At 71.9% G+C, this 25,455-nt stretch carries 20 protein-coding genes; 10 read left to right on the top strand and 10 right to left on the bottom strand.

Annotated features, from left to right (window positions below; all coding sequences use genetic code 11):
• Positions 1 to 131 precede the first annotated feature (131 nt).
• Positions 132 to 1,895, top strand: coding sequence for a glycoside hydrolase family 15 protein (locus BLS95_RS35690; RefSeq protein WP_090941861.1), 1,764 nt, complete (start codon positions 132 to 134; stop codon positions 1,893 to 1,895).
• Between the two features lies 1 nt (position 1,896).
• Here the strand turns inward: BLS95_RS35690 and BLS95_RS35695 are convergent, their stop codons facing one another.
• On the bottom strand, positions 1,897 to 2,838 hold the full coding sequence (locus BLS95_RS35695) for an NAD(P)-dependent oxidoreductase (protein ID WP_090941867.1): 942 nt from the start codon (positions 2,836 to 2,838) through the stop codon (positions 1,897 to 1,899).
• 62 nt (positions 2,839 to 2,900) lie between these two features.
• The gene (locus tag BLS95_RS35700; RefSeq protein ID WP_090941868.1) at positions 2,901 to 3,965 is read right to left on the bottom strand and encodes an alpha/beta hydrolase family protein; all 1,065 of its coding nucleotides are present in this window, start codon (positions 3,963 to 3,965) and stop codon (positions 2,901 to 2,903) included.
• A 50-nt stretch (positions 3,966 to 4,015) separates the two neighbouring features.
• Here BLS95_RS35700 and BLS95_RS35705 point away from each other — a divergent pair, with 50 nt between their 5' ends.
• Positions 4,016 to 5,203, top strand: coding sequence for a M24 family metallopeptidase (locus tag BLS95_RS35705; protein WP_090941869.1), 1,188 nt, complete (start codon positions 4,016 to 4,018; stop codon positions 5,201 to 5,203).
• Positions 5,204 to 5,209: 6 nt separating this feature from the next.
• Here the strand turns inward: BLS95_RS35705 and BLS95_RS35710 are convergent, their stop codons facing one another.
• Genes BLS95_RS35710 through BLS95_RS35725 form a run of 4 tightly spaced genes read right to left on the bottom strand, consistent with a single transcriptional unit; the run spans position 5,210 to position 9,271 of the window.
• Positions 5,210 to 6,379 carry an LVIVD repeat-containing protein gene (locus tag BLS95_RS35710; protein ID WP_090941872.1) on the bottom strand — a complete coding sequence of 390 codons (1,170 nt, stop codon included), beginning with the start codon at positions 6,377 to 6,379 and terminating at the stop codon, positions 5,210 to 5,212.
• A 3-nt stretch (positions 6,380 to 6,382) separates the two neighbouring features.
• Positions 6,383 to 7,495: an ABC transporter substrate-binding protein gene (locus tag BLS95_RS35715; protein ID WP_176993562.1), complete on the bottom strand. Its 1,113-nt coding sequence runs from the start codon at positions 7,493 to 7,495 to the stop codon at positions 6,383 to 6,385.
• 49 nt (positions 7,496 to 7,544) lie between these two features.
• Positions 7,545 to 8,384: an ABC transporter permease gene (locus tag BLS95_RS35720; protein WP_090941878.1), complete on the bottom strand. Its 840-nt coding sequence runs from the start codon at positions 8,382 to 8,384 to the stop codon at positions 7,545 to 7,547.
• Positions 8,381 to 9,271: an ABC transporter ATP-binding protein gene (locus BLS95_RS35725; protein ID WP_090941880.1), complete on the bottom strand. Its 891-nt coding sequence runs from the start codon at positions 9,269 to 9,271 to the stop codon at positions 8,381 to 8,383. Before BLS95_RS35725 ends, BLS95_RS35720 begins: the two co-directional genes overlap by 4 nt.
• Positions 9,272 to 9,482: 211 nt before the next feature.
• Here BLS95_RS35725 and BLS95_RS35730 point away from each other — a divergent pair, with 211 nt between their 5' ends.
• On the top strand, positions 9,483 to 10,556 hold the full coding sequence (locus BLS95_RS35730) for a LacI family DNA-binding transcriptional regulator (RefSeq protein ID WP_090941882.1): 1,074 nt from the start codon (positions 9,483 to 9,485) through the stop codon (positions 10,554 to 10,556).
• Between the two features lie 36 nt (positions 10,557 to 10,592).
• Here the strand turns inward: BLS95_RS35730 and ppk2 are convergent, their stop codons facing one another.
• Together ppk2 and BLS95_RS35740 are read right to left on the bottom strand one after the other, a co-directional pair.
• Complete coding sequence (gene ppk2 / locus BLS95_RS35735) at positions 10,593 to 11,540, bottom strand: polyphosphate kinase 2 (protein ID WP_090941889.1); 948 nt, start codon at positions 11,538 to 11,540, stop codon at positions 10,593 to 10,595.
• Positions 11,537 to 12,310: an inorganic phosphate transporter gene (locus BLS95_RS35740; RefSeq protein WP_090941892.1), complete on the bottom strand. Its 774-nt coding sequence runs from the start codon at positions 12,308 to 12,310 to the stop codon at positions 11,537 to 11,539. Before BLS95_RS35740 ends, ppk2 begins: the two co-directional genes overlap by 4 nt.
• A 122-nt stretch (positions 12,311 to 12,432) precedes the next feature.
• Here BLS95_RS35740 and BLS95_RS35745 point away from each other — a divergent pair, with 122 nt between their 5' ends.
• The 4 genes from BLS95_RS35745 (at position 12,433) to BLS95_RS35760 (ending at position 17,475) form a co-directional block, all read left to right on the top strand.
• Positions 12,433 to 13,959 (top strand): CYTH and CHAD domain-containing protein, encoded by a 1,527-nt coding sequence (locus tag BLS95_RS35745; protein WP_090941894.1) that lies wholly within the window; start codon positions 12,433 to 12,435, stop codon positions 13,957 to 13,959.
• Between the two features lie 121 nt (positions 13,960 to 14,080).
• Positions 14,081 to 14,764: a response regulator transcription factor gene (locus tag BLS95_RS35750; RefSeq protein WP_245765483.1), complete on the top strand. Its 684-nt coding sequence runs from the start codon at positions 14,081 to 14,083 to the stop codon at positions 14,762 to 14,764.
• Positions 14,761 to 16,176: a sensor histidine kinase gene (locus BLS95_RS35755; protein ID WP_090941896.1), complete on the top strand. Its 1,416-nt coding sequence runs from the start codon at positions 14,761 to 14,763 to the stop codon at positions 16,174 to 16,176. Before BLS95_RS35750 ends, BLS95_RS35755 begins: the two co-directional genes overlap by 4 nt.
• A 45-nt stretch (positions 16,177 to 16,221) precedes the next feature.
• Complete coding sequence (locus BLS95_RS35760; RefSeq protein WP_090941899.1) at positions 16,222 to 17,475, top strand: hypothetical protein; 1,254 nt, start codon at positions 16,222 to 16,224, stop codon at positions 17,473 to 17,475.
• Positions 17,476 to 17,610: 135 nt separating this feature from the next.
• Here BLS95_RS35760 and BLS95_RS35765 read toward each other — a convergent pair whose 3' ends face one another.
• Positions 17,611 to 19,869, bottom strand: a complete 2,259-nt coding sequence (locus BLS95_RS35765) for an esterase-like activity of phytase family protein (RefSeq protein WP_218136147.1) — start codon at positions 19,867 to 19,869, stop codon at positions 17,611 to 17,613.
• Positions 19,870 to 20,080: 211 nt separating this feature from the next.
• Here BLS95_RS35765 and BLS95_RS35770 point away from each other — a divergent pair, with 211 nt between their 5' ends.
• Positions 20,081 to 21,295, top strand: coding sequence for an FxsB family cyclophane-forming radical SAM/SPASM peptide maturase (locus BLS95_RS35770; RefSeq protein WP_245765484.1), 1,215 nt, complete (start codon positions 20,081 to 20,083; stop codon positions 21,293 to 21,295).
• 10 nt (positions 21,296 to 21,305) lie between these two features.
• Positions 21,306 to 22,613 carry an HEXXH motif domain-containing protein gene (locus tag BLS95_RS35775; RefSeq protein ID WP_090941901.1) on the top strand — a complete coding sequence of 436 codons (1,308 nt, stop codon included), beginning with the start codon at positions 21,306 to 21,308 and terminating at the stop codon, positions 22,611 to 22,613.
• Here BLS95_RS35775 and fxsT read toward each other — a convergent pair.
• A complete protein-coding gene (fxsT, locus tag BLS95_RS35780) occupies positions 22,603 to 25,137 on the bottom strand; it encodes an FxSxx-COOH system tetratricopeptide repeat protein (RefSeq protein ID WP_090941904.1) in 2,535 nt (844 codons plus the stop codon). The genes BLS95_RS35775 and fxsT overlap by 11 nt on opposite strands.
• Positions 25,138 to 25,275: 138 nt before the next feature.
• Here fxsT and BLS95_RS56085 point away from each other — a divergent pair, with 138 nt between their 5' ends.
• The gene (locus tag BLS95_RS56085; RefSeq protein ID WP_176993563.1) at positions 25,276 to 25,431 is read left to right on the top strand and encodes a hypothetical protein; all 156 of its coding nucleotides are present in this window, start codon (positions 25,276 to 25,278) and stop codon (positions 25,429 to 25,431) included.
• The last annotated feature ends 24 nt before the right edge of the window (positions 25,432 to 25,455 follow it).

Here is a 25,455-nt window from a genome sequence, read left to right on the forward strand (position 1 = left end):
GCCGCCGAACGGCGCGAACGGCGCCTGACACGCGGGGCTGCGGCCTTCCCCGGCCGCCGGATCGGGTGACACGCGCCGTTCGGCGGGTAGGGGCGGCCCGAGCGGATTCGCGGTGACGGGGGAAGGCGGGCATGCGGATCGAGGACTACGCGCTGATCGGCGACATGCACACCGCAGCCCTGGTAGGCCGTGACGGGTCGATCGACTGGTTGTGCCTGCCCCGCTTCGACTCGGCGGCCTGCTTCGCCGCGCTGCTCGACGAGCCGCGGGCGGGCCGCTGGCTGCTGGCGCCCGCCGATCGCGGGGCCCGCGCGCGGCGCCGGTACCGCGAGGACACCCTCATCCTGGAGACCACCTGGGAGACGTCCGGCGGCCGCGTGCGCGTGCTGGACTTCATGCCGCCGCGCGGCGAGGCGCCCGACGTCATCCGCGTCGTCGAGGGCCTGCGCGGGCGCGTCGAGCTGCGTACGGAGCTGACGCTGCGCTTCGGCTACGGCGACATCGTGCCCTGGACGCGCCACGACGGCGGGCAGCTGGCCGCCGTCGCGGGCCCCGACTCGGCCTGGCTGGACTCCCCCGTGCCGCTGGTGGCGGAGGACGGCACCACCACCGCCGGGTTCGCCGTGTCCGGGGGCGACCGGCTGGCGTTCGTGCTGACGTGGCAGCAGTCCTGGTTGCCCCGGCCGGCCAGGCTGGACGCGTTCGAGGCCCTGGACGACACCGAACGCGCCTGGACCGAGTGGATGCGCGGCTGCGCCTACCGGGGCCAGTACGCCCACGCCGTACGGCGCAGCCTGCTCACGCTCAAGGCGCTCACCTACGCCCCCACCGGCGGGGTGCTCGCCGCGCCCACCACCTCGCTTCCCGAGCTCGTCGGCGGCACCCGCAACTGGGACTACCGCTACAGCTGGCTGCGCGACGCGACCTACACGCTGCGCGCCCTGCTGACGGCCGGCTACGAGGAGGAGGCCACCGCCTGGCGCGACTGGCTGCTGCGGGCGGTCGCCGGCCACCCCGCCGACCTGCAGATCATGTACACCGTGGACGGCACCCGCCGCGTCCCCGAATGGCGGGCCGACTGGCTGCGCGGCTACGAGGACTCCCGGCCCGTACGCATCGGCAACGCGGCCGGCGACCAGGTCCAGCTCGACGTGTACGGCGAGGTGCTGGACTGTCTCTACCAGGGCAGGGAGGAGGGCCTGCACCACGACGACGACGCGTGGGAGCTGCAGCGCGGCCTCATGGACCACCTGGAGGGCCACTGGCGCGACCCCGACCACGGCCTGTGGGAGGTGCGCGGCCCGCGCCGCCACTTCGTGCACTCCAAGGTGCTCGCCTGGGTGGCCGCGGACCGCATGGCCGGCGCCGTCGAGCGGCAGGGCCGCTCAGGTCCCGCCGGCCGGTGGAAGGCCCTGCGCGAGGAGATCCACCGGGAGGTGTGCGAGCGCGGCTTCGACCCTGACCGCAACACCTTCACCCAGTTCTACGGGTCACGCGGGCTGGACGCGGCACTGCTGCTCATCCCCCGGCTCGGGTTCCTGCCCCCGTCCGACGAGCGGGTCACCGGCACGGTCGAGGCGGTCCGCCGGGAGCTGTCCAGCGACGGGCTCATCATGCGCTACAGCCCGGACCTCGACGACCTCGACGAGCTGGCCGGGGGCGAGGGCGCGTTCCTGGCCTGCTCGTTCTGGCTGGCCGACGCCCTCGCCCTGCAGGGCCGCCCCGACAAGGCGCGCGAGCTGTTCGAGCGGCTGCTGGACCTGCGCAACGACGTCGGGCTGCTGTCGGAGGAGTACGACACCGGCCACGGCCGCCAGGTGGGCAACTTCCCGCAGGCCTACAGCCACGTGGCCATCGTCAACACGGCCTCGGACCTGGGCTCCGCCGGGACCTAGCTCACGGGTGGGCGCCGAGACCGTCGTCGACCTCCGCGGCCTCGGGCTTCAGCTCCAGTCCCGCGGCGGCGGCCATCTGGTCGAGCAGGACGGAGAAGTCCTCCTCGCTCCGGCCGCCGCCGATGGTGGCCTGGACCAGCTGCTGGGTCAGGGCCGCCACCGGCATGGACACGCCCAGCTCGGCGGCTGCCCTGAGCCCGAGGTCGAAGTCCTTGCGCAGCAGCACGGGGGTGAAGGTCGGCCGGTAGTCGAGTTTCACCAGCGCCGGCGTCTTGTAGCGGGTGAACGTGGACCCCATGACGCTGTCGTTGAGGAACCCGAGGAAGGCCGCCCGCGAAACCCCGCCCTTCTCGGCGAGCACCGTGATCTCGGCGAGCGACTGCGCCACGACGCCGAGCAGCAGGTTGTGGCAGATCTTCACCAGCCGGGCCGTCTCCCCCTCCCCCACGTAGGAGGCCCCCCGGCCGATCAGGCCGAGCAGCGGCGCGACCCGGTCGTAGACCTCCTCGGAGCCGGAGACGACGAAGCTCAGCTTCCCCGCCGCCACGACCTTGCCGTTGCCGCTCACCGGGGCGGCGAGGAACTCGGCCCCCCGTCGCTGAACGGCCGCCCGCATCGCCGCCGAGGTCTCCGTGGACACCGTGGAACAGTCGACGACGACCGCGGGAACGGGACCGTCGGCGATGAGGAGGCCGCCCTCGCCGACCAGCACCTGCTCCAGGTCCTCCGACGAGGACACCATCGTGAAGACCACGTCGCGGCCGGCCAGGTCGCCGATCGACCCGGCCACCTCCGCCCCGTCGGCCACGAGTGCCTCGGCCTTCGATGGCGTCCGGTTCCACACCGCCACGTCGACGCCGGCCCGCGCGAGCCGGCGGGCCATCGCGGCGCCCATCCGGCCCGCTCCGATCCACCCGACGCGCGGGAGTGGTTCACGGCTCATGCGGACTCCTTGCAATCGATTGCGACTTTGACCGTACTGAGCCCCTGGTTCAGCGTCAAGGCTCACTCACCCGCTCCGAGCTGGGCCGCCACCCAGTCCGCCGTCTTCTGGCGGTGGTGGGCCGCGACATTCATGCAGCCGTGGTTGCCCTCGTCGAGGAGCAGCAGCCGGGCCGTTCCGCCCACCTCGTCCACGAGCCGGGCGGCGTGCTGCCACGGGATGAGCCGGTCGCGCCTGCCGGTGACCACGAGCAGCGGGCAGGTGATCGAGCCGGTCCGTCCCGCCAGGCTGAGCGAGTGGGCGATCTCGCGGGCGTGCTCGTCGTTCTCCGCCCTGGACCGGGCCCTGAACGCGTTCCGCGTGAGGTCGGGCAGCTGGTCCCAGCACTCGCCGAAGTCGTACGGGCCGGCGAGCGCGACGCAGGCGCGCACCCGGCCGTCGCCGCTGGCGACGCGCGGGGCGTAGTAGCCGCCGAGGCTGACGCCCCAGACCGCGAGCCGGTCGGCGGCGATGTCCGGCTCGGCCGAGACGGCGTCGAGGATCGCGGCGCCCGGGACCTCCCAGTCACCGCGGATGGCCAGGTCGTACTCGGCCTCGCCCTGGCCGGGGCCGTCCACGCTGAAGGTGCCCACGCCCCGCTCCAGGAAGAGCGCCTCGGTCGAGCGGAACTCCTCCTTCGCGGAGTCCAGCCCCGGGATCATGACCACCACCGGGTGCGGTCCCGGGCCGTGGGGCAGGCGGAGCACCCCGACCAGGCGGGATCCCTCGAAGGGGATCTCGATCCGCCGCCCCGGCGGATCGAGGTGCGGGAGCGCAGCGTCGAGGCATCGCACGGCGGCCAGGTGCGCCTCGCGCATCTGGACCGGGTCCTGGACGAAGAGGTACTTGCCGAAGTGGTGGCAGACGGCGGCCTGGACGTAGTGCTGCCCCGCCGACCGCAGGCGGCCCTCCCGCACGGCCTCGGCGCCGAGCGCCTCGTACTCCGCCCCGACCGCGGACCACGCCGAGCACCAGCCGTCCCAGTCCTTCAGCCCGGAGATCACCCGCTCGAAATCCGCGACCGCCACCCCGTTCGTGGTGAACCTCGGGGCCCAGTGCGAGACCGCCGAGGCGACGAGCTCATCCATGATCTACTCCTTCATTGCAATCGGTTGCAGGCTGCTCGATCATTAGGGTCATGTCAACGCTCCCCCGGGAGACGCCTCCCGCCGCCCCCGCCCCGTTCAGCACCGGCGAACTGCGCTCCAGGCGCGCGCTCATGCGAGCCGCCGCCACCGCCCACGGCGCGGAGGTCGTGCTCGCCTACGGCGCGAACCGGACCGGCAGCGCGATCCCCTGGCTCACCACCTGGCCGGTCACCCGGGAGGCGCTCTTCGTGCTCCCGCCCGACGGGGCGGGGCGGTTGCTGGTGGGATTCCACAACCACGTGCCCGACGCGCGGCGCACCGTGCTGGACGCCGGGCTCGGCGACGAGATCGACCCGATCGGCGACGACCCGGCCGACGCCGCGCTGCGGGCGCTGCGGCGGCTCGGTCCCGCGCGCCGGGTCGGCCTCCTCGGCCCGGTCCCGGCCCCGGTACGGGCGGCCGTCACCGCGTGGGCGAGCGCCGTCGTGGCGCTGGACGAGCACTACACCCGCCTGCGGATGGTCAAGTCCGACGAGGAGCTGCGCTGGCTGGAGCACGCGGCGGCGCTGACCGACCTGGCCGCCACGGCCCTGCTCGACGCCGCCGGGCAGGGGGCCGACGAGCGGGAGATGGTCGCCGCCGCCGAGCACGCCTATCGCAGGGAAGGGGGCACCCATCACATCTGCTACGTCACGACGACGTCGATGAGCGCGCCCGACCGGTGCGTTCCGGCCCAGTGGCCGAGCGGGCGCAGGACACGGCCGGGCGCGGTCGTGATCTTCGAGCTCAGCGCCGGCTGGGGCCCGGACCACCCGGCCCAGCTGCTGCGGACCGCCGTGTTCGGCGCCGAGCCCACGGCGCCCTACCGCCGCCTGCACGAGATCGCCGAGAGGGTCCGCGACGAGGTCCTGGGCCGCCTGCGGGCCGGGGTGCCGCCCGCCGAGCTGCTGGAGAGCCTGCGGCACGTCCGTGACGAGGGGCTGACCACCGTCGACGACCTCCTGCACGGGCTCGGCGGCGGATACCTGCCCCCCGTCCTGAGCGGGCGGGACCTCACGCCGCGCGGCCCGCACGCCGAGCCGCTGCGCGCGGGGACGACGATCGTGGTGCAGCCCAACATCTGTACTCCTGACTTCCAGGCCGGTGTGCAGACCGGCGAGATGGTCGTGGTCACCGACACCGGTTACCGCTCCCTGCATCGGTTCCCGCCCGGCCTGCTCACCCTTCCCTTCGGGTGACCGGGGCTACATCAGCGCGGCCGGCTCGCCCTCGGGTTCGAGGACGAACAGCCCTCCCGTCAGGCGATCGGTCACCCAGACGAGGCCGTCCCGATCGACGAACAGATCGTTCGCCTGCGGAGCGGCCTGGCCGGGTGGCGGCTGCGGGACCCAGTGAGCGATCTCGCGCGGACGGGCGGGATCCTCCAGGTCGTAGACCCGGACCCCGGCGCTGAAGTACGTGGCGAAGATCAGGCGTGTGCTCCTGAACGACCCCGGCCGGTTCTCGTGCAGGCAGTGCGGCCCGTAGCGCAGGGGCAGCCCGGCGAAGTCGCCCGCGGGCTCCGGGAGCGCGCTGAGGTGGCGGGGGTTCGCCGGGTCGTGGACGTCGATCAGGTGGATGCGCCGGGCCGGGGCCCCCGGCCCGTCGTACTGCTGCTCGTCGGTGACGACGAGCAGGTCCCGGCCGGGCAGGGGCAGGCACGTGTGGGTGGCGCCGCCCTCCCAGCGGCAGAAGCCGATGGCCCGGGGGGCGGAGGGGTCCGCGACGTCGAGGACCACGAGGTTCGCGTCGTCGTAGCCGAGGTAGGCGAGGTCGCCGTCGAGGAGCGCGTGGTGCGCCGCGTGCCGCTGCCCGGCCGGCCAGTCCGGCTGCTCGCCGGCCGCCGACCACTGGCCGGGCCACCACCACCGGCCGGCCTCCACCGGGTGGTACGGGTCCGAGAGGTCGAGGATCATCCAGATCCGGTCGGTGAAGCCGTCCGGCGTGACGGAGACGTGGGCGAAACGCCCGCCTTCCCAGACGATCCGATGGACTCCCTTGCCGGAGGACCGCCAGAACGCGATCTGCCGCGGTGCCAGCGGGTCGGCGAGGTCGTACACCGCGAGGCCGGCCGAGTGCGGCCCCAGCGGCGTGGTGGGCCGGTAGGGGAAACGCTCGTGGTTGGTCAGCAGCAGGCCGTCCGCGACCTGCACCTTGTGCGTGTGCGTGTGGTCCGGCGCGGCCCACTGGTCCACCAGCTTGGGATGGCCGGGATCGGAGACGTCGAGGATCGAGGTGCCCGCCCTCGACGTTCCCGTGTGACCGACGTACACGACGTTTCCGTGGCGCATCACCTGCATCCCGTCGCCCTTGCCGCCGAGATCGTGATGCGCGAGCAGTCGCAGGCCCTTCGCCTCGGCCGTTCTCACGTCCATCGGTCACATGTCCGCGAGCGCGGGGTTGAGCGGCAGGCCCAGGGCCTTCTGCGCGCGCCAGAGCGGGACGAGGTAGGTGAACTGGCGCCAGTCCGTGCCCTCGGGCACCGTCTTGTAGGCGATCTGGTCGGCGATGAACTTCTGCATGTCCGCCGGCTTGAACCCGCCGTCGCTCACGTGGTACGTCGGCGCGTTCTCCGCCGCGTACGCGTCCGCGTACTCGGCGGGGATGTCGAACTTCTTGGCGCGCATGATGGAGAGCACGTCCTCCTTGTTGGCCTGGTCGGTGATGAACTGGCGGGCCTTCAGCGTCGCGGCGAGGAACGCGGCCACGGTCTCCGGGCTCTCCCGCAGCAGCCTGCTCACCGACCAGCCGCTCTGCGGCACCTCGCGGGTCTCCTCGAACAGGACCTTGCCGCCCGCCTTCTCCAGCAGCGTGCGGTGGCGCAGCTGGATGCTGGCGCCGTCGACGGTCCCGCTGATCACCGCCTGCAGCCGCTCGTTCGACTGGCCGCCGGTGCTGACGATCCTGACGTCCCTGTCGGGCTCGACGCCGTTGTCCCGGAGCAGTTCACGGATGATCGCGTCGTTCCGGCTGCCGAACTGGCCGCCGGTGATGGTCTTGCCCTTGAGATCGGCTCCGGAGTTGATCCCCTTGCCCACGCCCAGGACGTTCGCCTCGCCGCCGAGGTAGACCGAGAGGAAGCGCAGGTTCTTGTCGCCCTTCCTGGCGGCGGCGATCGCGGTGTCGGTGTCGTAGAGGGCGAGGTCGAGCGACCCCCCGATGAGCGCCGGCAGCGGGTCCTCGATCGTCTTGACCTCGACCGAGTCGATGCCGAACTCCTTGAAGTACCCCTTGGCCAGCGCGATCTCGATGTCGTGGTGGAAGAGGTAGTACGGGTTGTCCACCCCGACCACGAGATTCTTCTTGACCTTGCCCTTGTCGATCGTCCCGTTGATGTCGGCGTCACTCTTCGGCAGGTTGGCCTTGATCGCGTCCATGGGCCCGGCGGACGCGGCGCCCGCGCCGTCGCCGGAGCCCCCGCACCCGGCCAGCGAACCCGCGAAGAGAAGCAGTACGGCGACCGCTCCGATGCGCCTGGTTAACCTGTTCATTCGCATGACTCCTGCTCTGCCGGTGGCGAGATCTGGGTCGGGGAGCGCGTCATGTGCGCAGGGTGTCCCTCCACGGCGCGGCGCGCTGCTCAAGCCAGCGCATGGACTGGATGAGCCCCACGGACATGACGGCGAGGAGGATCAGGACCGCGTACAGCATCGGCGCGTCGAACTGGTCGCCGGCCCGGTCGAGGAGGAAGCCGAGCCCGCTGCCGCCGCCGCCGAGCAGCTCGCCGATCAGCATCCCGACGAGACCGCGGGCGATCCCCTGGTTCACGCCCGAGATCACGAACGGCAGCGTGAACGGAAATATGATCTTCGAGTACGTCTGCACGCGGCTGGTGCCGAACACCCGGCCGGCGCGCAGCAGCGAGGGATCGACCGTCTTCACACCGGCCATGCAGTTGACCATGATCGGGAACACCGCCGAGAGCACGATGATGGTCAGCTGCATCGAGTTGTCGAACCCCATGATGAGGATCAGCAACGGGATCAGGGCGACCCGGGGCAACGACGCCATCGCCCACACATAGGGGCTCAGGATGAGGTCCGCGACCCTGCTCGCGCCCATCAGCAGCCCGACGGGGATGCCGATGACGATGGAGATGGCCAGCCCGATCAGGAAGTTCGACAGGCTGTGCCAGATCTCCGGCAGGATCGTGCCGTCGGCGAAGCCGTTGTACATCGCGGCGAACATCTCCGACGCCCTGGGGAAGAACAGCTCGTTGATCAGCCCGGCCCGCGCGATGAGCTCCCACAGCAGGAAGAAGACGGCCAGGTTGACGATGGTGACCGCGACGCCCTTCAACGACGCGTACCTGCTGACGGTGATCGTCTCGACCTGCGCGGGGCTGCGCGTGCTCCGTTCGGCCGGCGCGACGTGCGTCATGCGGTCTCACCTTCCTGACGTGCGACGGACCCCCACTTGGCGCCGAGCGCCTCGTCCGAGAGAAGCTTCCAGAGGTGGCTGCGGATCTCGCCGAACCTGGCCGACCGCTTGATGTCGTTGCGCTCGTCGAACCGGGGGCGCGGCAGGTCGATGTCGATGATCTCCCTGATCGTCCCGGGGCGGCTGGACACCACGACGATGCGGTCGCCGAGCGTGATGGCCTCGTCGATCGAGTGGGTGATGAACACGACGGTCTGCCGGGTCTCGGCGATGATCTTCTCCAGCTCGGCCTGCATGGCCTCCCGCGTCATCGCGTCCACGGCCCCGAACGGCTCGTCCATCAGCAGGATCTCGGGCTCGCCGACGAGGGCCCTGGCGATACCGACCCGCTGACGCATGCCGCCGGAGAGCTCGTGCGGGTAGGACTTCTCGAAGCCGGCCAGCCCCACCAGCTGCAGGGCGTTCGCGATCCGGGCCCGCCGTTCCGGCTTGGGGACGTGTCCCCGCCGGTTCTCGATCGCGAACTCCACGTTGCGCTCGACCGTTCGCCACGGCAGCAGGGCGTAGTCCTGGAACACCATCGCGCGGTCGGCCCCTGGGCCGTCGACCGGCACGCCGCGTACCTTGACCACGCCGGAGAGGGGTTTGACGAATCCGGCGATCATGTTGATCAACGTGGTCTTGCCACATCCGGACGGGCCGACGATGGCCAGGAACTCGCCCTGCGTCACCTTGAGGGAGATGTCGCGGAGTGCGATCAGGCGGGTGCGCTCGCGCTGGTTGTCGTATCCCGCGTTGACCTCGGCCACCTCGATGAGCGTTGATCCGGCGGTATTCGCGTGCTCCTTGGCCGGACGATCGGTTTCATGCGACCCGACGTGCACCATTTCAGCTCCTTGCCCAGCCGGTGCATGGCGCTTGCGTGCCGATGCGCGAGCGGACTGTGACGCGATTCACACTGCAATCGTTTGCGGAAACGTACCTAAATATGACGGCGGCGTCAATGACTTCTCACGCGGCTTCGCCCGTCGCGGTGCGCCGGAGCTTCGCCTGGTCCGGCGTTCGATAGGGGACAATCGATTGCTGTACTCTGGCGTGATGCCTCCTCCGCCGCCCGGCACCGAGCCCGGCCCGCGCACCGCGTCCGTGGCGCGGCGGCCGACCCTCAAGGACGTGGCCGGCGAGGCCGGCGTGCACCCGGCGACCGCCTCCAGGGCGCTGAACCCCGGAACGCGGCACCTGGTCAACGACGAGACGGCCCAGCGGGTGCTCCAGGTCGCGGACACGCTCGGCTACCAGCCCAACCCCATCGCCCGCAGCCTCAAGACGGCGCGTTCTGCGAGCATCGGCCTGGTCATCCCCGACCTCACCAACCCCCTGTTCCCGCCGATCGTCAGAGGCATCGAGGACGTGCTCGGCGGCGTCGGCTACAACGCCTGGATCGTCAACACCGACAACGACCCCGCCCGCGAGACGGCCGCCGTCGAGTCACTCCGCAGCCGGAGCGTCGAAGGCTTCGTCTTCGCGACGGGGCGCCTGCACCACCCGTTCATCGAGCGACTGGCCGCCGGCGGCACCCCCACCGTCCTGGTGAACCGCAGGCTCGCGGTGTCCGACATCCCCTCGGTCACGGGCGACGACGCCGGCGGCGTGGCGATCGCGATGCGCCACCTCGTCGACCTCGGGCACCGCCGGATCGTCCATCTCGCCGGCCCCCAGGACCTGTCCACCGGGGTCAACCGGCTGCGTGCCTTCCGGCAGGCCCTGGAGGACCACGGGCTGGAGGACTCCCCGGCGCGGCTGAAGCTCTGCTCCGCGTGGGCCGAGAGCGCCGGCGCGAAGGCGGTCACCGAGCTCCTCGACGACGGGGTGGAGTTCACCGCCGTCCTCGCGGGCAACGATCTGCTCGCGCTCGGCTGCTACGACGCCCTGGCCGGGCGCGGGCTGTCGTGCCCGGGTGACGTCTCGGTCGTCGGGTTCAACGACATGCCGTTCGTCGACAAGCTGAGCCCTCCGCTCACGACGGTGCGCATCCCGCACTACGAGCTCGGGGCCGAGGCCGCGCACCTGCTGCTGGAGCGGCTGCGGGCCCCGGACCGGACGACCCGGTCCATCCTGCTGCCGCTCACGCTGGTCGACCGCCAGTCCACGGCCCCGCCCCGCCTGCTCTGATCCTGGCGGGTGGCTCGCCTCGCGCTGACGGCGCGGTCAGGGGTGGTCGGGGGTGGCGTGGTCCTCGTCGAAGATGTCGCCGGCCGAGATCACGATGCGGGGGTCCGGGACGCCGACGACGTCATGGTCCTTGTTGTCGTAGTCGAAGAGGCTGAGCACGTGGCGCATGGCCTCCAGCCGGGCGCGCTTCTTGTCGTTGCTCTTGATGACGGTCCACGGCGCGGACTCGGTGTCGGTGTGCAGGAACATGTCCTCCTTCGCCCGGGTGTACTCGTCCCACTTGCTCAGCGAGGCCAGGTCCATCGGGGACAACTTCCACTGCCGTACGGGATCGACCTGGCGGATGATGAACCGGGTGCGCTGCTCGGCACGCGAGACCGAGAACCAGAGCTTGACCAGGTGCAGACCCGATTCCACCAGCAGGTTCTCGAAGCGGGGCGCCTGCCCGATGAACTCCTGGTATTCCGCCTCGGTGCAGAAGCCCATGACCCGCTCCACCCCGGCCCGGTTGTACCAGGAGCGGTCGAACAGCACCATCTCCCCGTTGGCCGGCAGGTGGGCGATGTAACGCTGGAAATACCACTGGCCGCGCTCGCGCTCGCTCGGCTTCTCCAGCGCCACCACCGTCGCCCCGCGCGGGTTGAGGTGCTCCATGAAACGCTTGATCGTGCCGCCCTTGCCCGCCGCGTCCCGGCCCTCGAACAGCACCACCAGCCGGCGGCGGGTGTCCTTGATCCAATATTGCAGCTTCAGCAGTTCGATCTGCAGCAGTCGCTTGTCACGCTCGTACTCGTCGCGGGGCAGGCGTGAGTCGTACGGGTAGTGCTGGCGCCAGGTGTCGACCGGGTGGCCGTCGGCGCGCATGAGCACCGGATCGTCGTCGTCACGGTCGTCCACCCACAGTCCTGGGGTGATGTCGAGCAACTGGCTGTGCTGGGCGGCCTCTGGATCGAGCAAAACCGGCTTAACCTGAGAGCTGGTCATTTATCCAGCATGACGTACAGGCCCAGAGCGATCCCACCGGCCACCAACCGGAAGCACAGACCCGCGCCCGCGCGCTCCCGCTGGCCAGGCCCACCAGGGCCAAGGCCGCCGCCAGGCCCACCCCCGCGACCAGTGCGGCGACCAGCGCCTTCCACAGGGCGTCGAGATCGAGGTATTCCCCCATCGCCCGCCTCCTTCACGAGGACCGGGCGGAGGACAGCCCGCTCCACTCGTCGTTGACGTTGTCCGCGTGCACCGGCGGCGGGCAGCGTGATCAGCCAGGCGGCGGCCATCCTGCCCGCCACCGCCCAGCGGACCTCGGCCAGTCGCTTGCCCAGCCTGGATCCGATCACCTGCGTGGTCGCCAGCGGGTAGCCGAAATGGGACGACGCGAAGATCACGGCGGCCGAGGAGCTCTCCGCTGCGTAACCCTGCGGGGTCGTCGATGACGCCCATGGTCTTCCGCGCGTCGTTGTGCCGTGCGCCAGCGACACCAGCGACGCCGACCCGATCTGCCCGTGCCGGAAGGCCCACCGGCGCAGCCGCTCCGGCACCGAGCGGCTCAGTACGTAGACCAGGTACGTGCACAGCGTGGCCACCCCGATGGCAGCCAAGGGCGCGAGCAGCGCCGGGACGAGCACCCTGCCCACGATCGCGCCCCCCTTGATCGCCGAGGCGCCGGTCGCGAGCGAGGTCGCCAGGGCGTTCGCGGTGTCGTGGAACCCGTTGGTGAAGTCGAAGGCCGGCGCGGTGGCCACGACGACGGCCACGGCTGATCGCGCGGCGACCTGGCGTTCCGTAAAGTTCGGGTCGTCGCTCTGTCGCTGTTTGGGCCGGCCGTGCGGGGTAGTGGAGTCGTTTCGCCTGTTATGCGTCGTACAGGAGAAGCGATATGGCACAGCACACCGAGATCGAGCGTAAATACGAGATCGACGACGGCGCGGCGATCGTGATCGAGAGCTTCGCCGGCCCCGACGGCCCGATCGTCGCGGACGAGCCCCGCACCTGGCGGCTGGTGGCCGACTACGTCGACACCCCGGGGCTGGCCCTGGCCGCGCACGGCATCACGTTGCGCCGCCGTGACGGCGGCGAGGACGCCGGATGGCATCTGAAGCTGCCCACCGCCAAGGACACCCGGCAGGAGGTGCACGAGCCGCTGGGCGTGGGCGTCCACCATGTGCCCGCCCGGCTGGCCGCGCTCGTCGCCGCGCACGTCCGCGGTCAGGAGCTGGTGCCCGTGGCCACCGTGGAGACCACCCGTACGACCCGCCGGCTGCGCGACCGCGACGGCCAGGTCGTCGCCGAGATAGCCGACGACGTGGTGGTCGGCCACCGGCTGGACGATCACGCGGAGCGGTCGGCCTCCTGGCACGAGGTGGAGATCGAGCTCGTCAACGGCTCCCCGGAGCTGCTGGAGTCGCTGGATCCGGTGCTGCGCCAGGCCGGCGCCGTGCCCGCCGCCGCCTCCTCCAAGCTGCGGCGCGTCCTGGGGGACGACCTCGCCGCACGGCCGCGCCGTACCCCCGGGCGTACGGCGGGTGAGGCCCTCATCGCCTACCTGCGGCGGCAACGTGACCGGCTGCTCACCTACGACCCGCTGGTACGCCTCGCCGACCATGACGACGACTCGGTGCACAAGATGCGGGTGGCCGTACGCCGCATGCGCAGCCTCCTGCGCACCCACGCCCGCCTCCTGGACCGTGCCCAGGCCCGAGCGCTGGACGCCGAGCTGAAATGGCTGGCCGACACGCTCGGGGACGTACGCGATCTGGAGGTGCTCACCGCCCGCTTCGACCGGCGGCTCGCCGACCGGCCGGCCGGGCTCACCCGTGGTGACGCCCCGCGATGGCCGGGGCAACTGGCGACCCGGGAACGCGAGGCCAGGCGGAGGCTGAAGGACGCGCTGTCCACGCCGCGCTATTTCGCCCTGCTGGCCCGGCTCGACGACTTCCTCGCCGACCCCCCGTTCACCGCCCGGGCTGGCAGGAAGGCCCGGCGCCTGTCGCCGCGCCTGGTGGTCAAGAGCTGGTGCAAGGTCCTGGACAAGTACGCCCGGGCCGAGCGGCTGCCCACGGGCACGGAACGCGAGCACGCCCTCCACTCCACCCGCAAGGCCGCCAAACGCGCCCGCTACACCGCCGAGGCCGCCACTCCCGCGCTCGGCAAGCCCGCCGCCAAGCTCGCCAGGCGCGCCGAGGACCTCCAGGAGGCGCTCGGCCGCTACCAGGACGCGATCGTCGCCCAGCGGCAGCTCACCGAGATCGCCGAGCGGCCGGGCCCCTCCCCCGACGACGCCTTCACCCTCGGCCTCCTCCTGGGCACCGAACGCGGCGAAGCCGCCGACGCCCTGCGCGACCTGCCGCCCGCCCGCAGGCACGCGGCCAGAACCGCCAAACAACTACGCGCCCTGAAACGCTGAACCCTCGGCAGGTGACGGGGCAGGACGCCCGGTTTGTCGTGCGTGAGCCGGGAGCATCATGGGGGAACCGCGAGCCTCGTGCGTGAGCCGCGAGCCGGAGGGTGCGAAATAGACTGCGGCGGTGAACGCGTACCGGGTGCTCGTCGTGGACGACGACGAGGCGATCCTGCGCTCGCTGCGGCGGGGGCTGCGGCTGGAGGGGTTCGACGTGGACGTCGCCGACTCGGGCCGGCAGGCGCTGCGGCGGGCGGGCGACCACACCGACGCGATCATCCTCGACGTGTCCATGCCGGAGATCTCGGGCATCGAGGTGTGCAGCCGATTACGCGGGGCGGGGTCCCAGGTGCCGTTGCTCATGTTGTCGGCCATGGACGAGGTCGACGACAGGAAGGCCGGTCTGGCGGCGGGCGCCGACGACTACGTGGTCAAGCCGTTCGACCTGGGCGAGCTGGTGTTGCGCCTGCGCGCCCTGTTACGCCGCGCCGGCCGGGCTCCGGGCACGGCGGTGGTGGTGGGACCGCTCGCCGTCGAGCCGGACGCGCGGCGCGTCACGGTGAACGGCCGCCGGGTGGAGGTGACGCGGCGCGAGTTCGACCTGCTGGAGGTGCTGGCGCGTAACGCCGGGATCGTGCTGTCCCGGCAGGTGCTGCTGGAACGGGTCTGGGGCTACGACTTCGAGGTGACCGGCAACGCGGTGGACACGTTCGTCGGCTACCTGCGGCGCAAGCTGGAGGCGGCGGGCGAGCCCCGCCTGCTGCACACCGTGCGCGGGGTGGGCTTCGTCCTGCGCGAGCCAAGCCCGTGAGGCTCTCCACCCGGTTCGCGCTCTGCCTGGCCGTCGCCCTCCCGCTCCTGGTAGCCCTGGCCGGGCTGGTCGTGGTCGGCCTGGTCTCGCACGACCTGCGGGAGGAACGCGACGACCAGCTGGCGACGCGGCTACGGGCGCTGGCCCCGATGGCCACCTCCTACGCGTGGCGGACCCGGGTGCTGCCCGCCGTCCCTCCCGACTTCCTCCAGCAGCGCCTGGCCACGGCCGCCGGCTCGGGCGGTGTCTGCGTGGCGGCGAACGGCGGCAGGCTGCTGGTCGTCGGGGAGGTGCCGGACACGCTGCCCGCGGGGGACGGGCCCGGGGACCATGCCGAGGGAACGCGGCGCTGGCGGTTCGTGGCCGCGGACCTGGGGCGTCAGGAAGGCACGCGGCTGATCCTCTTCGAGCCGGAGGAGCGCCTCACCGAACAGATCGCGCTGCTGAGCGAGCGGCTGGTGCTGGTCACACTGGTCGCGGCCGCCGTGGGCGCGGTCGCCGGGCTGGCACTCGGCGGGTTCGCGGTGCGCCCGCTGGCCAGGCTCGGCAGGCAGGCCCGTACGATCGGCACGCCCGCGGGGACCCGGCTGGCCACCACGTCCGGCGTCGCCGAGATCGACGAGCTGGCCGGCCTCCTCAACGACCTCCTGGACAGGCGTGACGCGGCGGTGACCCGCACCGGCGAGGCCCTGGAGACCGCGCGGGCCTTCGCCTCCACCGCCGCCCACGAGCTGCGCACCCCGCTCACCAGCATGGGCACGAACCTCGCCCTCCTCGACCACTCCGAGCTCGACCCCGCGGACCGCGCCGACGTCATCGCCGACCTGACCGCCGAGCACGGCCGCATCCTGCGCCTGATCACGATGCTGCGCCAGCTCGCCCGCGGCGAACTGCTCGATCCCGCCGCCTTCGCCGGGACGGACCTGACCGAGATCGTCAACGACGCGGCCGAGGACGCGCGGCGGCGCCACCCGCACGCCACGATCACCGTCCGGCCGGCGCGGGACGTGCGGGTGCACGGCTGGGCCGAGGGGCTGCGCATGATCGTCGACAACCTCCTCGACAACGCCGCCATCCACGGCACCGACGAGTCCGGCCACGCCACGATCACCGTCACCATCGGCACGGACGGGACAGGGCGCGCAGGGGCCGCGGAGGTCGTGCTCGCCGTCGAGGACGCGGGGCCCGGTATACCGGCCGAGGACCAGGACGTGGTGTTCGACCGGTTCCGGCGCCGCCGGGGCAGCCCCGGCTCGGGGCTCGGCCTGACGCTGGTCCGGCAGCAGGCGGTGCTCCACGGCGGCACCGCCACCTTGACCGCCTCCCCCGACGGCCCGGGCACGCGCGCCGAAGTACGCCTCCCTGCCACCGACCGGCGACCGGCGGAACCCGTACGGTCCTGGCTGGAATAGCGTTCTGCCAGAGATCTGCCAAGAAGCGTCGTCACCATGCCGGGCATGAACAGATCACGACTGGGCGTCGTCGCCCTGATCGCCGCCGCCTTCGCCACGGTTCCGCAGGGAGCCGCCAGCGCCGCGGACATCCCGGACTGTGCCTGGGACCTCAAGGTGTCCCCGGACACGGTCAACGTCTTCTATCCCGACTCCGCCGCCGCGTACTGGGTGCTGCCGTTCACCGTGGAGGAGGGACTGCGGATCAAGCTGTCCGGCCGCTATCCGGACAGCCGGTACGCCTCCATCCAGGTGTACAAGGAGGGCGGCGGGCTGTTCGAGTCGAACGGCGTGCCGTCCGGGCTCACCGATCATCGCATCCAGCCGGACGCGGGCAGCGCCAACCCCTGGCAGCAGCAGGCGTCGCCTGGTGGCCGCTTCACCGTCACGGTCAGCCCGGACACGGCCCCCGGACAGGTCAACACGCTGCCGCTGGCTCCTCCCGGCACGCCCGCGGGCAGCCCGGGGAACATCGTCTACCGCGTCTACCTTCCCGCCGGCGGGGACTTCGACCAGGTGCCGCTGCCCGACGTCACGTTCGAGCGGGACGGCGTCGCGCAGCCCGTACCGACCTGCGAGAGCGGCCAGACCGCCGTGGCCGGCGCGGGGCAGGCGCGCGGCGACGCCGCGACGTCGGCCGTCGCCGCGCGACCGGCGGCGGAACGGGCCGCGCCCGCGTTCGCCCGTCCCGACCTCGACGATCGCCCCGTCGGCGGCTTCCCGAACGCCGACTCCGCCTACCTGTACGCCGACGTCACGCCCCCCGTCGCCGACCGGGTCCTCGTCGTCCGAGGCAAGGCCCCGCGCAGCGTCCAGGGCCCCCACCCGGCGCCCTGGCCGTCGGCGGGCAAGGACGTGCGCTACTGGTCGATGTGCACGAACCTGACGCTGCCCCCGTTCCAGGTGGTGCGGAACCTGCTCCCGGACGGCACCTCGGACTACGGATGCCGGGCCGACGACCAGACCGGCCTCGACTCCGGCGGCCACTACAGCTACGTCGTCGGCAGGGAGGCGCAGCGGCAGGCGATCGAGCAGGTGCCGGGGGTGACGTTCCTGCCGTTCTCGGCCGACAGGCCCGCCGCGACGCACCGGATCATCCTCCGCAACATGGTCGCGGACCCCGGCTTCGCCCAGGCCGTCCAGAACGTGCCGCCGGGCGGTGACCCCGCCTCGGCCGCCGCCGTCATGGGCGACTACTACCCGGTCGCGAAGGTCTGCTCACTGGCCGCGCTCTCCGCGCGGGGACCCGCGGCCTGCTGAACCGGGCGGCCACCGGTCACCCTTGCCCGGTCCGCCGCCCAGCGACCGGGGGCGGCGGCGGGCCGGTGGCGCCGGCGTCGCGGTGCGGGTTCCGGCCCGCACCGCGAGCGCCGGCGCCGGATCATCGCCTCACCGTCAGTCTCGCAGGCCTGGCACGTCGATGACGATCACCTCGGTGTCGTCGGCCCGCCCCGCGATCCGCCCGTCGTTGCCGGGGAAGTTGTTGTCGTTGGCCACGACGACCTGGTCACCCCGGATCGGCAGCACCGACTCGACCGACTGCAGCGGGAACGAGAACAGCGGCCCGACCCCGTACTCACCCTGACGGGCCGGCGTGGAGACGCCCTTGGGGTCGGCGACGCGCATCAGGTCCACCGCGGTACGGCGCGGCAGGACGCCGTCCTTCGAGGCGGCGTCCAGGTCGGTCACGACCAGCCGCTTGATCCGCGTCTTCGGGCCCATCTCGTTGTCCCGCTCGATCAACAGCAGCCGCCGGCCGTCCAGCACCGCCGCGTCCCCGACGAACAGACCGGGATCGTCCACCCGGAACGTCCACGTACGCCCGGTGTACCTACCGGCCCGCACGTCGAACTCGTAGACCACGCGCCGGCGCTGGTCGGCGTCGTCGGTCCTGGCGCCCTCCAGGATCGGGTACAGGGTCCAGCCGTTCTCGCTCACCGCCATGGCCTCGAAGCCGCGGCTGGCGGGCAGGTTCGGGCTCTCCCCCGGCGCCAGGTCGGGCGACTGCGGCGACTTCGTGCCGTCCGGCAGCGGGATCGGCGCCTGCAGCACCTTGCCGGTGCGGTCGGTCCGCAGCAGGTACGGCCCGAACTCCTCGCCGATCCACAGGTCGCCGCGGGCGTCCCTGGCCAGCGACTCGATGTCGAAGTCGGCCCCGGTCAGCAGCCGGTCGGAGGTGTCCTGGTTGACGATCGGGAAGGGCACCTTGTGGTCAGGGTCGCGGAAACTGATGTGGCCGCGTACGCGGATCTTGTGGTCACGGTAGTCCGGCTCGATGAAGTAGGCCCGCAGCAGGAAGTCGGCCGAGTTGTTCTTCGCGCCGAACCCGTTGTCCGGCATGGCGAGCAGCCGGTCGGCGGAGCGGGAGCGCGCGTCGGCCGGGATGACCGCCGAGAAGCCGGGGATCGGCTGGCCGGGGAACGGCGGGGTGATGCCGTTGACGGTGTCCGGCGGGAGCTGCTTGCCCGACTCCGGGCCGGGCTGGTAGGCGGTCGCCGGCAGCAGGGCGCGGCCGGTCAGGCGGGCCTCGTCGGGCAGCCGGACGCTCAGCGCGTACATGCGGGTGATCTGCGTCGCGCCGTTGTTGTCGTCGGAGAGGAGGTACAGCGTGTGGCGGTCGCCGGGCAGCCGGTCGCCGAGCGCCATGGCCTCGATGTTGTCCAGCAGGGGGTTCGGCTGGGGCTGCTTGCTGGACGCCCCGGACGGCGGGCAGTCGGCGATGTCGGCCAGCAGCTGCTTGCCGAGCCAGCCACGCGGGTCGGTGACGGTGGTCAGCGAGTCGACGCCGGAGACGTCGGGCACGCCGGTCGCGGACACCCGGAACACGCGTACGGTGTTGCCCACCCCGGCGGTGAAGCCGCGCTCCAGGGACAGGAACTGGTCACCGCCGAGCGCCACCAGCTCGACCAGGCCGAGCCCGGGGTCGGTGCGGTAGGCGTACTGGGCCGCCGGCCGGTAGGCGCCGCCCGGCCTGCCCTCGTACCGCAGGATGCGCTGCAGGCCCCGGTTCTCGGCGTCGCGGCCGTCGGCGGACAGCGGGCCCTCCATGCCGGCGTACAGGGTACGGCCGTCGGGGGTGGCGGCCAGCGACTCGAACGTCTGGTTGGTCGTGGCCTGGCCGGCGGGGGCGACCCGGAACCGCTCCGGCACCTCGAACTCGGCGGTCTGCCGGCCGTCGGAGAGCCGGAACCGCCGGATCGACGGCTCGGTCTCGGAGCTGGCCAGCACCGTACGGCCGCCCTGCTCGGCGACGAGCCCCTCGCCGTCGAAGTCCGCGCCCGTGTACGGGACGCCGTCGGGCCGCCGCAACGTGGTCATGCCGCGTACTTCCGCGGAGAAGGGCTTGCGCCGGCCTTCGGTGAGGGCGAGGTCGTAGAGGCGGGCCGGGGTGGTGCCGAGATTGTCCACGAGCGCGAGCGCCCGCGACGGCCGGGTCACGGCCAGCGCGGACAACCCGCCGACGGCCGTGCCCTCGAACGTGGTCTTGTCCAGGCTGTCGGTGAAGCCGAGCAGGGACGCGTCGGCCGAGCAGCGGCCGCCGGACTCGGGTGCGGGACGGGTGGACGCCTCCGCGGCGGGAACGACGCTGATCAGGACGCTGAGCATGACGGTGGCGGCCGTGATGGCCTGGCCGGGCCGCCGGGTGCTGCGCACGGGTACCTCCTGGAAGGGTCGATGCGGGGTGCGTACCCCGCTCCGGGGATGATCGAAGTCCCCGCGGCCCGCCTGCGGCGGACCAGACAGGGAACAACTCATGAAGAGCTGTTGTCCGCCTGGTGAGCGGGCAGGCGGGCCGCGGGCTCTCCTCAACGATGAACCGCTGGGTTAACATCGGAGTCGCTGAGCGAGGCGGGGTGGGGCCGGCTTGGTTCATTTCACGGGAGATCCGGCACGGGAGTGGCCGGAGACCCTCGACGTGGCGGCGATGCTGGCAGGCGGCTGGCGCCCTCAACCCTTCCGCCAGTTCCTGCTCAAGGTGCACAGCCGGTGCAACCTGGCCTGCGACTACTGCTACGTCTACACCCTGGCCGACCAGAGCTGGCGCTCGCGGCCCATGGCCATGACGCCCGAGCTCGTCGCCACGGCCGCCCGGCGCATCGCCGAGCACGCGCACCACCACGGCCTCGACTACGTCCGGATCATCCTGCACGGCGGCGAGCCGCTGCTGGCCGGGCACGACTACCTGGGCAAGATCGTGGAGATCGTCCGGTCGGAGACGGGCGACCACCCTCGGGTGGAGGCGTCGGTGCAGACCAACGCGGTCCTGCTGACCGAGCCGGCCCTGCGCTCCTTCGCGGAGCTGGACGTGAAGGTGGGGGTCAGCCTCGACGGCAACCGGCGGGCCAACGACCGCAACCGGCGCTACGCCGACGGGCGCGGCAGCTACGACGCGGTGGCCGCGGCGCTGGAGTTGCTGATGAGCCCGGCCTACCGCGCGTTGTACGGCGGGCTGCTCTGCACGATCGACCTGTCCAACGACCCGCTGGAGACCTACGAGGCGCTGGTCGCGTTCGAGCCGCCGGTGATCGACTTCCTGCTGCCCCACGCGACCTGGGACTCCCCGCCGCCGGGCCGGCCCGGCGACCAGAGCGAGCCGCTGTACGGCCGGTGGCTCACGAAGATCTTCGACCTCTGGTACGACACGGCGGACGCGCCCGTCGTACGGATCTTCCAGGAGATCGTCCAGCTCCTGCTGGGCGGCGCCTCCAGGAGCGAGGCCGTGGGGCTGACGCCGACCAGCCTGATCGTGATCGAGACGGACGGCACGATCGAGCAGACCGACTCGCTCAAGGCGGTGGGCCACGGCGCCCCGGCCACCGGCCTCAACCTCGCCGAGCACTCCCTCGACGCCGCCCTCCGCCACCCGGGGATCGTGGCCAGGCAGCTCGGCTGGGACGCGCTCAGTGACACGTGCAAGGGCTGCCGGTTCAGCCGCGTCTGCGGCGCGGGGCTCTATCCGCACCGCTATCGCGCCGGCACCGGATTCCTGAACCCGTCGGTCTATTGTGCGGACCTCTACTGGTTGATCGAGCACATCAGGGCACGCCTGGTCTCGGACCTGCGCCGGTCCTCCGTCTGAAGGGAGCCTCATGGATCTGCGACCGCACCGATTACCGGACGACGTGCTGTCGCGGCTGGGAGCCGGCGGCGGCGGGGGCCGGGCGATGCGGGCCCTGACGGCGGCCGAGGAGAGCAAACACCGGCTGCTGGTGTTCGCCGTGGCCGACCTGGCCCCGTCCGAGCCGGTGCGGCGCGCCTTCGACGTGCTCACGCGCGTCGAGAAGAGCCATCGCGAGGTGGTGCGGGATGTGTTGCGGCATCCGGCCGTCGGCGCCTGGGCGAAGCGCACCGTCCACGAGTTGCAGCGCGGACGCGACGGAGGGCCGCGCGGGTCCGCCCAGCTCGGGGCGGTGGCCGCGGTCGCGGCGGCCAGGGCGGGGGTCGAGTGCCGGATCGAGGTCCCGGCCTGGCGGGGGACGGTCATGCTGCCCTCCCTCGGGCAAATCTCGCTGCGCGAGCCGGTGTCCGGACCGGTGGAGCTGCGCGTACGCGCCGGTGGAACGGCGGAGGCGGCCGGGCTGAGCTTCACCGCGGCGCCCGCGGTGGTGAACGGGCGCGGAGACGCGGAGGGCGGGCCGCCGCCTGCGGGGTGGGAGCCGCTGCACCGGATCTCCGTGGCCGGGCCGAGCCTCCTCGTGGACGACCTCGACCCGTTCCGGTGGGATCCGGCGACCGCCACGGACGACCGCCTGGCTCCGGCCGAGCTGCGCCACTGGCGCGACTGCCACGCCGCCGCCTGGGACCTCCTGACCGCCCATCACTGGACGATCGCCGAGGAGGTCGCCGCGGCCGTCTCGGTGCTCACCCCCATCAAGGGGCCCGAGCACGGGCAGAACAGCGCCTCGGCCCGCGACAGGTTCGGCACGGTCGCCATGTCCACCCCGCCCGACGGGCGCTGGCTCGCCTCCACGTACGCGCACGAGGTCCAGCACGCCAAGCTCGGCGCCGTCCTGGACGTCGTCGAGCTCGTACGCCCCGACGCCAGGCGCTACTACGCTCCTTGGCGCGACGACCCCCGCCCCCTGCCGGGCCTGTTGCAGGGCGCCTACGCCTACCTGGGCGTGGCCGGCTTCTGGCGGCGGCAACGCGAGTACGACCCGGACCGCAGGCCGCACATCGAGTTCGCCCGCTGGCGGCGCTCGGCCTTCGAGGTGACCGGGACGCTGCTGGCCAGCGGTGCGCTCACCGGGCCCGGGGAGGAGTTCGTGACGCGGATGCGGGGCACGCTGTCGGCCTGGCAGGACGAGCCGGTGCCGGCCTCCCTGCGGGCCGCCGCCCGGGAGGAGGCCGACGCGCATCATCGGGCCTGGGTGGCCAGGAACGGCCTCACAGGGTGAGCGGGTCGAAGTCCCAGTCGATCCGCCGGTCCGCCTCGACCCGAACCCGGTCGGGGTGGTCGTGCCGGAATGTGGCGAACAGCGCCCTGGTGCGCGCGTGCAGCTCCTTGGCCTGCTCCAGGGCGCCGGTGGCCCGCAGGTCGTGCGCCAGGTTGTTGCCCGCCGAGAGCGCGAGCACGTGTCGCTCGGTGAAGTGGACCCGCACCTGCTCGTAGGTGCGCTCGCCCAGCCGGCGGGCCTCGGTGAACTCGCCCAGGGCCGCGAGGTCGCCTGCCAGGTTGACGGCGGCGGCGAAGGTGAGCTCGTGGCGCTCGCCCAGCTTGTCGCACAGCCACTCGTAGGTGTCGATGTCCCGGCGGCGCGCTTCGGCGGCGTCTCCGCGCAGCCGGTAGAGCAGGGCCAGGTTGATCTCGCACCCGTACAGGAAGGGGTGCTGCTTGCCGAAGGCCGCGCGGTATCGCGGCAGCACCTCGCTGGTGAGCGCGAACGCCCGGTCCAGGTCGCCCATCTCACGCACGGTGTTGGCCAGGGCGATGGTGGCGGCCATGGTCTCGGGGTTGTGCGGGCCGTAGAACTTCTCCAGCCGTGCCAGCGTCTCCTCCGCCAGCTCCAGCGACTCGGCCAGATCGCCGTGCCGCCGCTTGGCGATGGACAGGTCTCTCGCCGTCATGAGCGTGAGGATGTGCTCGACCTCCAGCTCCTTGCGGCCGTAGGAGTAGGCCTCCTCCCCGAGGTCGACGGCCTCGGCGTAGTCGCCGCAGAGGCGCACGATCCGGGCCAGGCCGTTCCATGAGATCTGGACGTCCCACTTCCCGACGCCTTCGCTGGCGTTGCTCTGCTCCAGGAAGGCCAGCCGCTGCTTGACGCGGGCCTTGTCGTATTCGCTCAGCAGGGCATGGTCGAGCGCCAGGTTGTTGATCACGCGGATGGTGGCCGGGTGGTCGTCGCCGAACAGCTCGGTGTGCGCCTCCAGCAGCGCGGTGTCGCGCTCGAAGGCGCCCCTGAAGTCGCCGAGGCCGCGCAGGTTGGCGGCGTAGTTGAGGCCGACGCGCAGGGTCTCCTCGTGGCGCTCCCCGAAGTCGGGATGGGCCTGCATCAGCTCCAGCGTGCGCCTGTTGAGCCTGCGGGACTCGGCGTATTCGCCGAGCTGCCACAGCACGGTGCCCAGGTGCCGCTGCAGGCGCACGACGTGCCGGTCCTCCTGCCCGGAGTCCTCGATCCAGGTCGTGAGGAACTCCTCGGCGAACGTCCGCGCCGAGGCGAGCGTGCCCTGCCGGTAGAGGTATCTGACGATGTTGATGGCGAACTCGCGTACCTGCGGGTCGTGGCTCCTGGCCAGTCCGGAGGGGCGTACGTGCGGGACGAGATCGCTGTAGGCGCGCCACTTGGTGTTGTCCTCGGGGTCGGGCGGCGCGGCGCTGGCCATCAGCCGGTGGACCTCGTTCTTGACGGCCTGGCGGCCGGCAGGGTCGAGCGAGTCGCGCAGCAGCGCCTGCACCAGCCGGTGGACCTGGACGGTGCGCACCTCCTGCTCGACCTTGATGAGGGCGAACCGGCCCAGGGCCGCGAACGCCTGGTTGAGCATGACGGGGTCGGCCAGGATCGACTGCATCATGTCGGCGCTGCCCTTGCTGCCACGGCGGAAGACGTCGCGGGGGATCGGGTTGGGCCCGAAGAAGGCCAGGCACCGCAGCACGTCGCCGGCCTCGGGCAGCTTGCCCTCGACCGCCTCCACGGACAGCTGCCAGGCCGCCGTCATCGACACCGGGTATTCGGTCGACTTCCCCATCGACAGCAGGTCCCTGGTGCGTACGTCGAGTTGTTCGATGTACTCCTCGACGGAGATGCCCGTCTGGTCCTGCAGGGCGGCCGCCTGCTCCAGCGCCAGCGGCAGGTCACCGAGCGCCTCGGCCAGGCGGTCGGCCTCCTTCTTGTCGACCTCGCGGCCCAGGCGCCTGTTGAGGAAGGCGATGCTCTCCTGACGGGCGAAGACGTCGACCTGCACGGTCTGAGCCACCGCGCTCCACCGGTTGTTGCGCGAGGTGATGAGGACGTGCCCGGGACCCCCGTCGGGGATCATGTCCCTGATCTGCTCGGGCTCGTCGGCGTTGTCGAAGATCAGTAACCACCGGTCGTAGGGCTCGCCCCGTTGCAACGCCTCGCGTACGGAGGCGGCGGCCTCCTCGATGCCGACCACGGTCGCCGGCCGCAGACCGAGCCCCTCGGCGAGCCCGGCCAGGGAGCTCGGCACAAGTTCGGCCTGATCGGCAGTGATCCACCACACGATGTCGTATTTGTCACGATATTGCCAGGCATATTGGATGGCGAGCTGGGTCTTGCCCACGCCACCGAGGCCGTGCAGGGCCTGGGGCACCAGTGCGGCGCTCGTGCCCGTCGTGAGGCTCTCGCGCAGCCGGGCGAGAATCTCGCTGCGGCCGGTGAAGTTCTTGTTCTGGCCTGGGATGCGCTTGCCCCAGATGGCGGGCAGACGCGCCGCCGGCCGTGAGGTGATCCGCTCGTCCACGCCGCCCTCCTCGGTGTTATTTCCGATCCTACGATTGCTTCCGTGCCCGCGTCGTCACAGAATCACATGGAAGAAAGCCGTCACGGGAATGCCTGCGATCAATGATGATTACGGCACGGCCGTAATAGGGAGTGAGCGATGGACGACGACAACGCGACCGGCCTCATCGATCTCAGCACGATCGACCTGGACGACCTCCGTTTCCAGGAGAGACACGCGCTCAGGAGGGCATGGACCCGGCTCGCCGAGGACGCCGACGGCGCGGTGGCGGGATTTCAGTCGGCGGCGGTTTAGCCGTTCGCTTTCGCCGGCCGAAAT

The sequence above is a fragment of the Nonomuraea jiangxiensis genome (assembly GCF_900099965.1).
Lineage (GTDB): Bacteria > Actinomycetota > Actinomycetes > Streptosporangiales > Streptosporangiaceae > Nonomuraea > Nonomuraea jiangxiensis.

Coding starts and splice junctions, on each gene's coding strand:
- BLS95_RS56085 (WP_176993563.1), top strand. CDS start 25,276: ATGGACGACGACAACGCGACCGGCCTCATCGATCTCAGCACGATCGAC.
- BLS95_RS35695 (WP_090941867.1), bottom strand. CDS start 2,838: ATGAGCCGTGAACCACTCCCGCGCGTCGGGTGGATCGGAGCGGGCCGG.
- BLS95_RS35705 (WP_090941869.1), top strand. CDS start 4,016: ATGTCAACGCTCCCCCGGGAGACGCCTCCCGCCGCCCCCGCCCCGTTC.
- BLS95_RS35690 (WP_090941861.1), top strand. CDS start 132: ATGCGGATCGAGGACTACGCGCTGATCGGCGACATGCACACCGCAGCC.
- BLS95_RS35760 (WP_090941899.1), top strand. CDS start 16,222: ATGAACAGATCACGACTGGGCGTCGTCGCCCTGATCGCCGCCGCCTTC.
- BLS95_RS35710 (WP_090941872.1), bottom strand. CDS start 6,379: ATGGACGTGAGAACGGCCGAGGCGAAGGGCCTGCGACTGCTCGCGCAT.
- BLS95_RS35730 (WP_090941882.1), top strand. CDS start 9,483: ATGCCTCCTCCGCCGCCCGGCACCGAGCCCGGCCCGCGCACCGCGTCC.
- BLS95_RS35715 (WP_176993562.1), bottom strand. CDS start 7,495: ATGAACAGGTTAACCAGGCGCATCGGAGCGGTCGCCGTACTGCTTCTC.
- BLS95_RS35700 (WP_090941868.1), bottom strand. CDS start 3,965: ATGGATGAGCTCGTCGCCTCGGCGGTCTCGCACTGGGCCCCGAGGTTC.
- BLS95_RS35775 (WP_090941901.1), top strand. CDS start 21,306: ATGGATCTGCGACCGCACCGATTACCGGACGACGTGCTGTCGCGGCTG.
- ppk2 (WP_090941889.1), bottom strand. CDS start 11,540: ATGACCAGCTCTCAGGTTAAGCCGGTTTTGCTCGATCCAGAGGCCGCC.
- BLS95_RS35725 (WP_090941880.1), bottom strand. CDS start 9,271: ATGGTGCACGTCGGGTCGCATGAAACCGATCGTCCGGCCAAGGAGCAC.
- BLS95_RS35720 (WP_090941878.1), bottom strand. CDS start 8,384: ATGACGCACGTCGCGCCGGCCGAACGGAGCACGCGCAGCCCCGCGCAG.
- BLS95_RS35745 (WP_090941894.1), top strand. CDS start 12,433: ATGGCACAGCACACCGAGATCGAGCGTAAATACGAGATCGACGACGGC.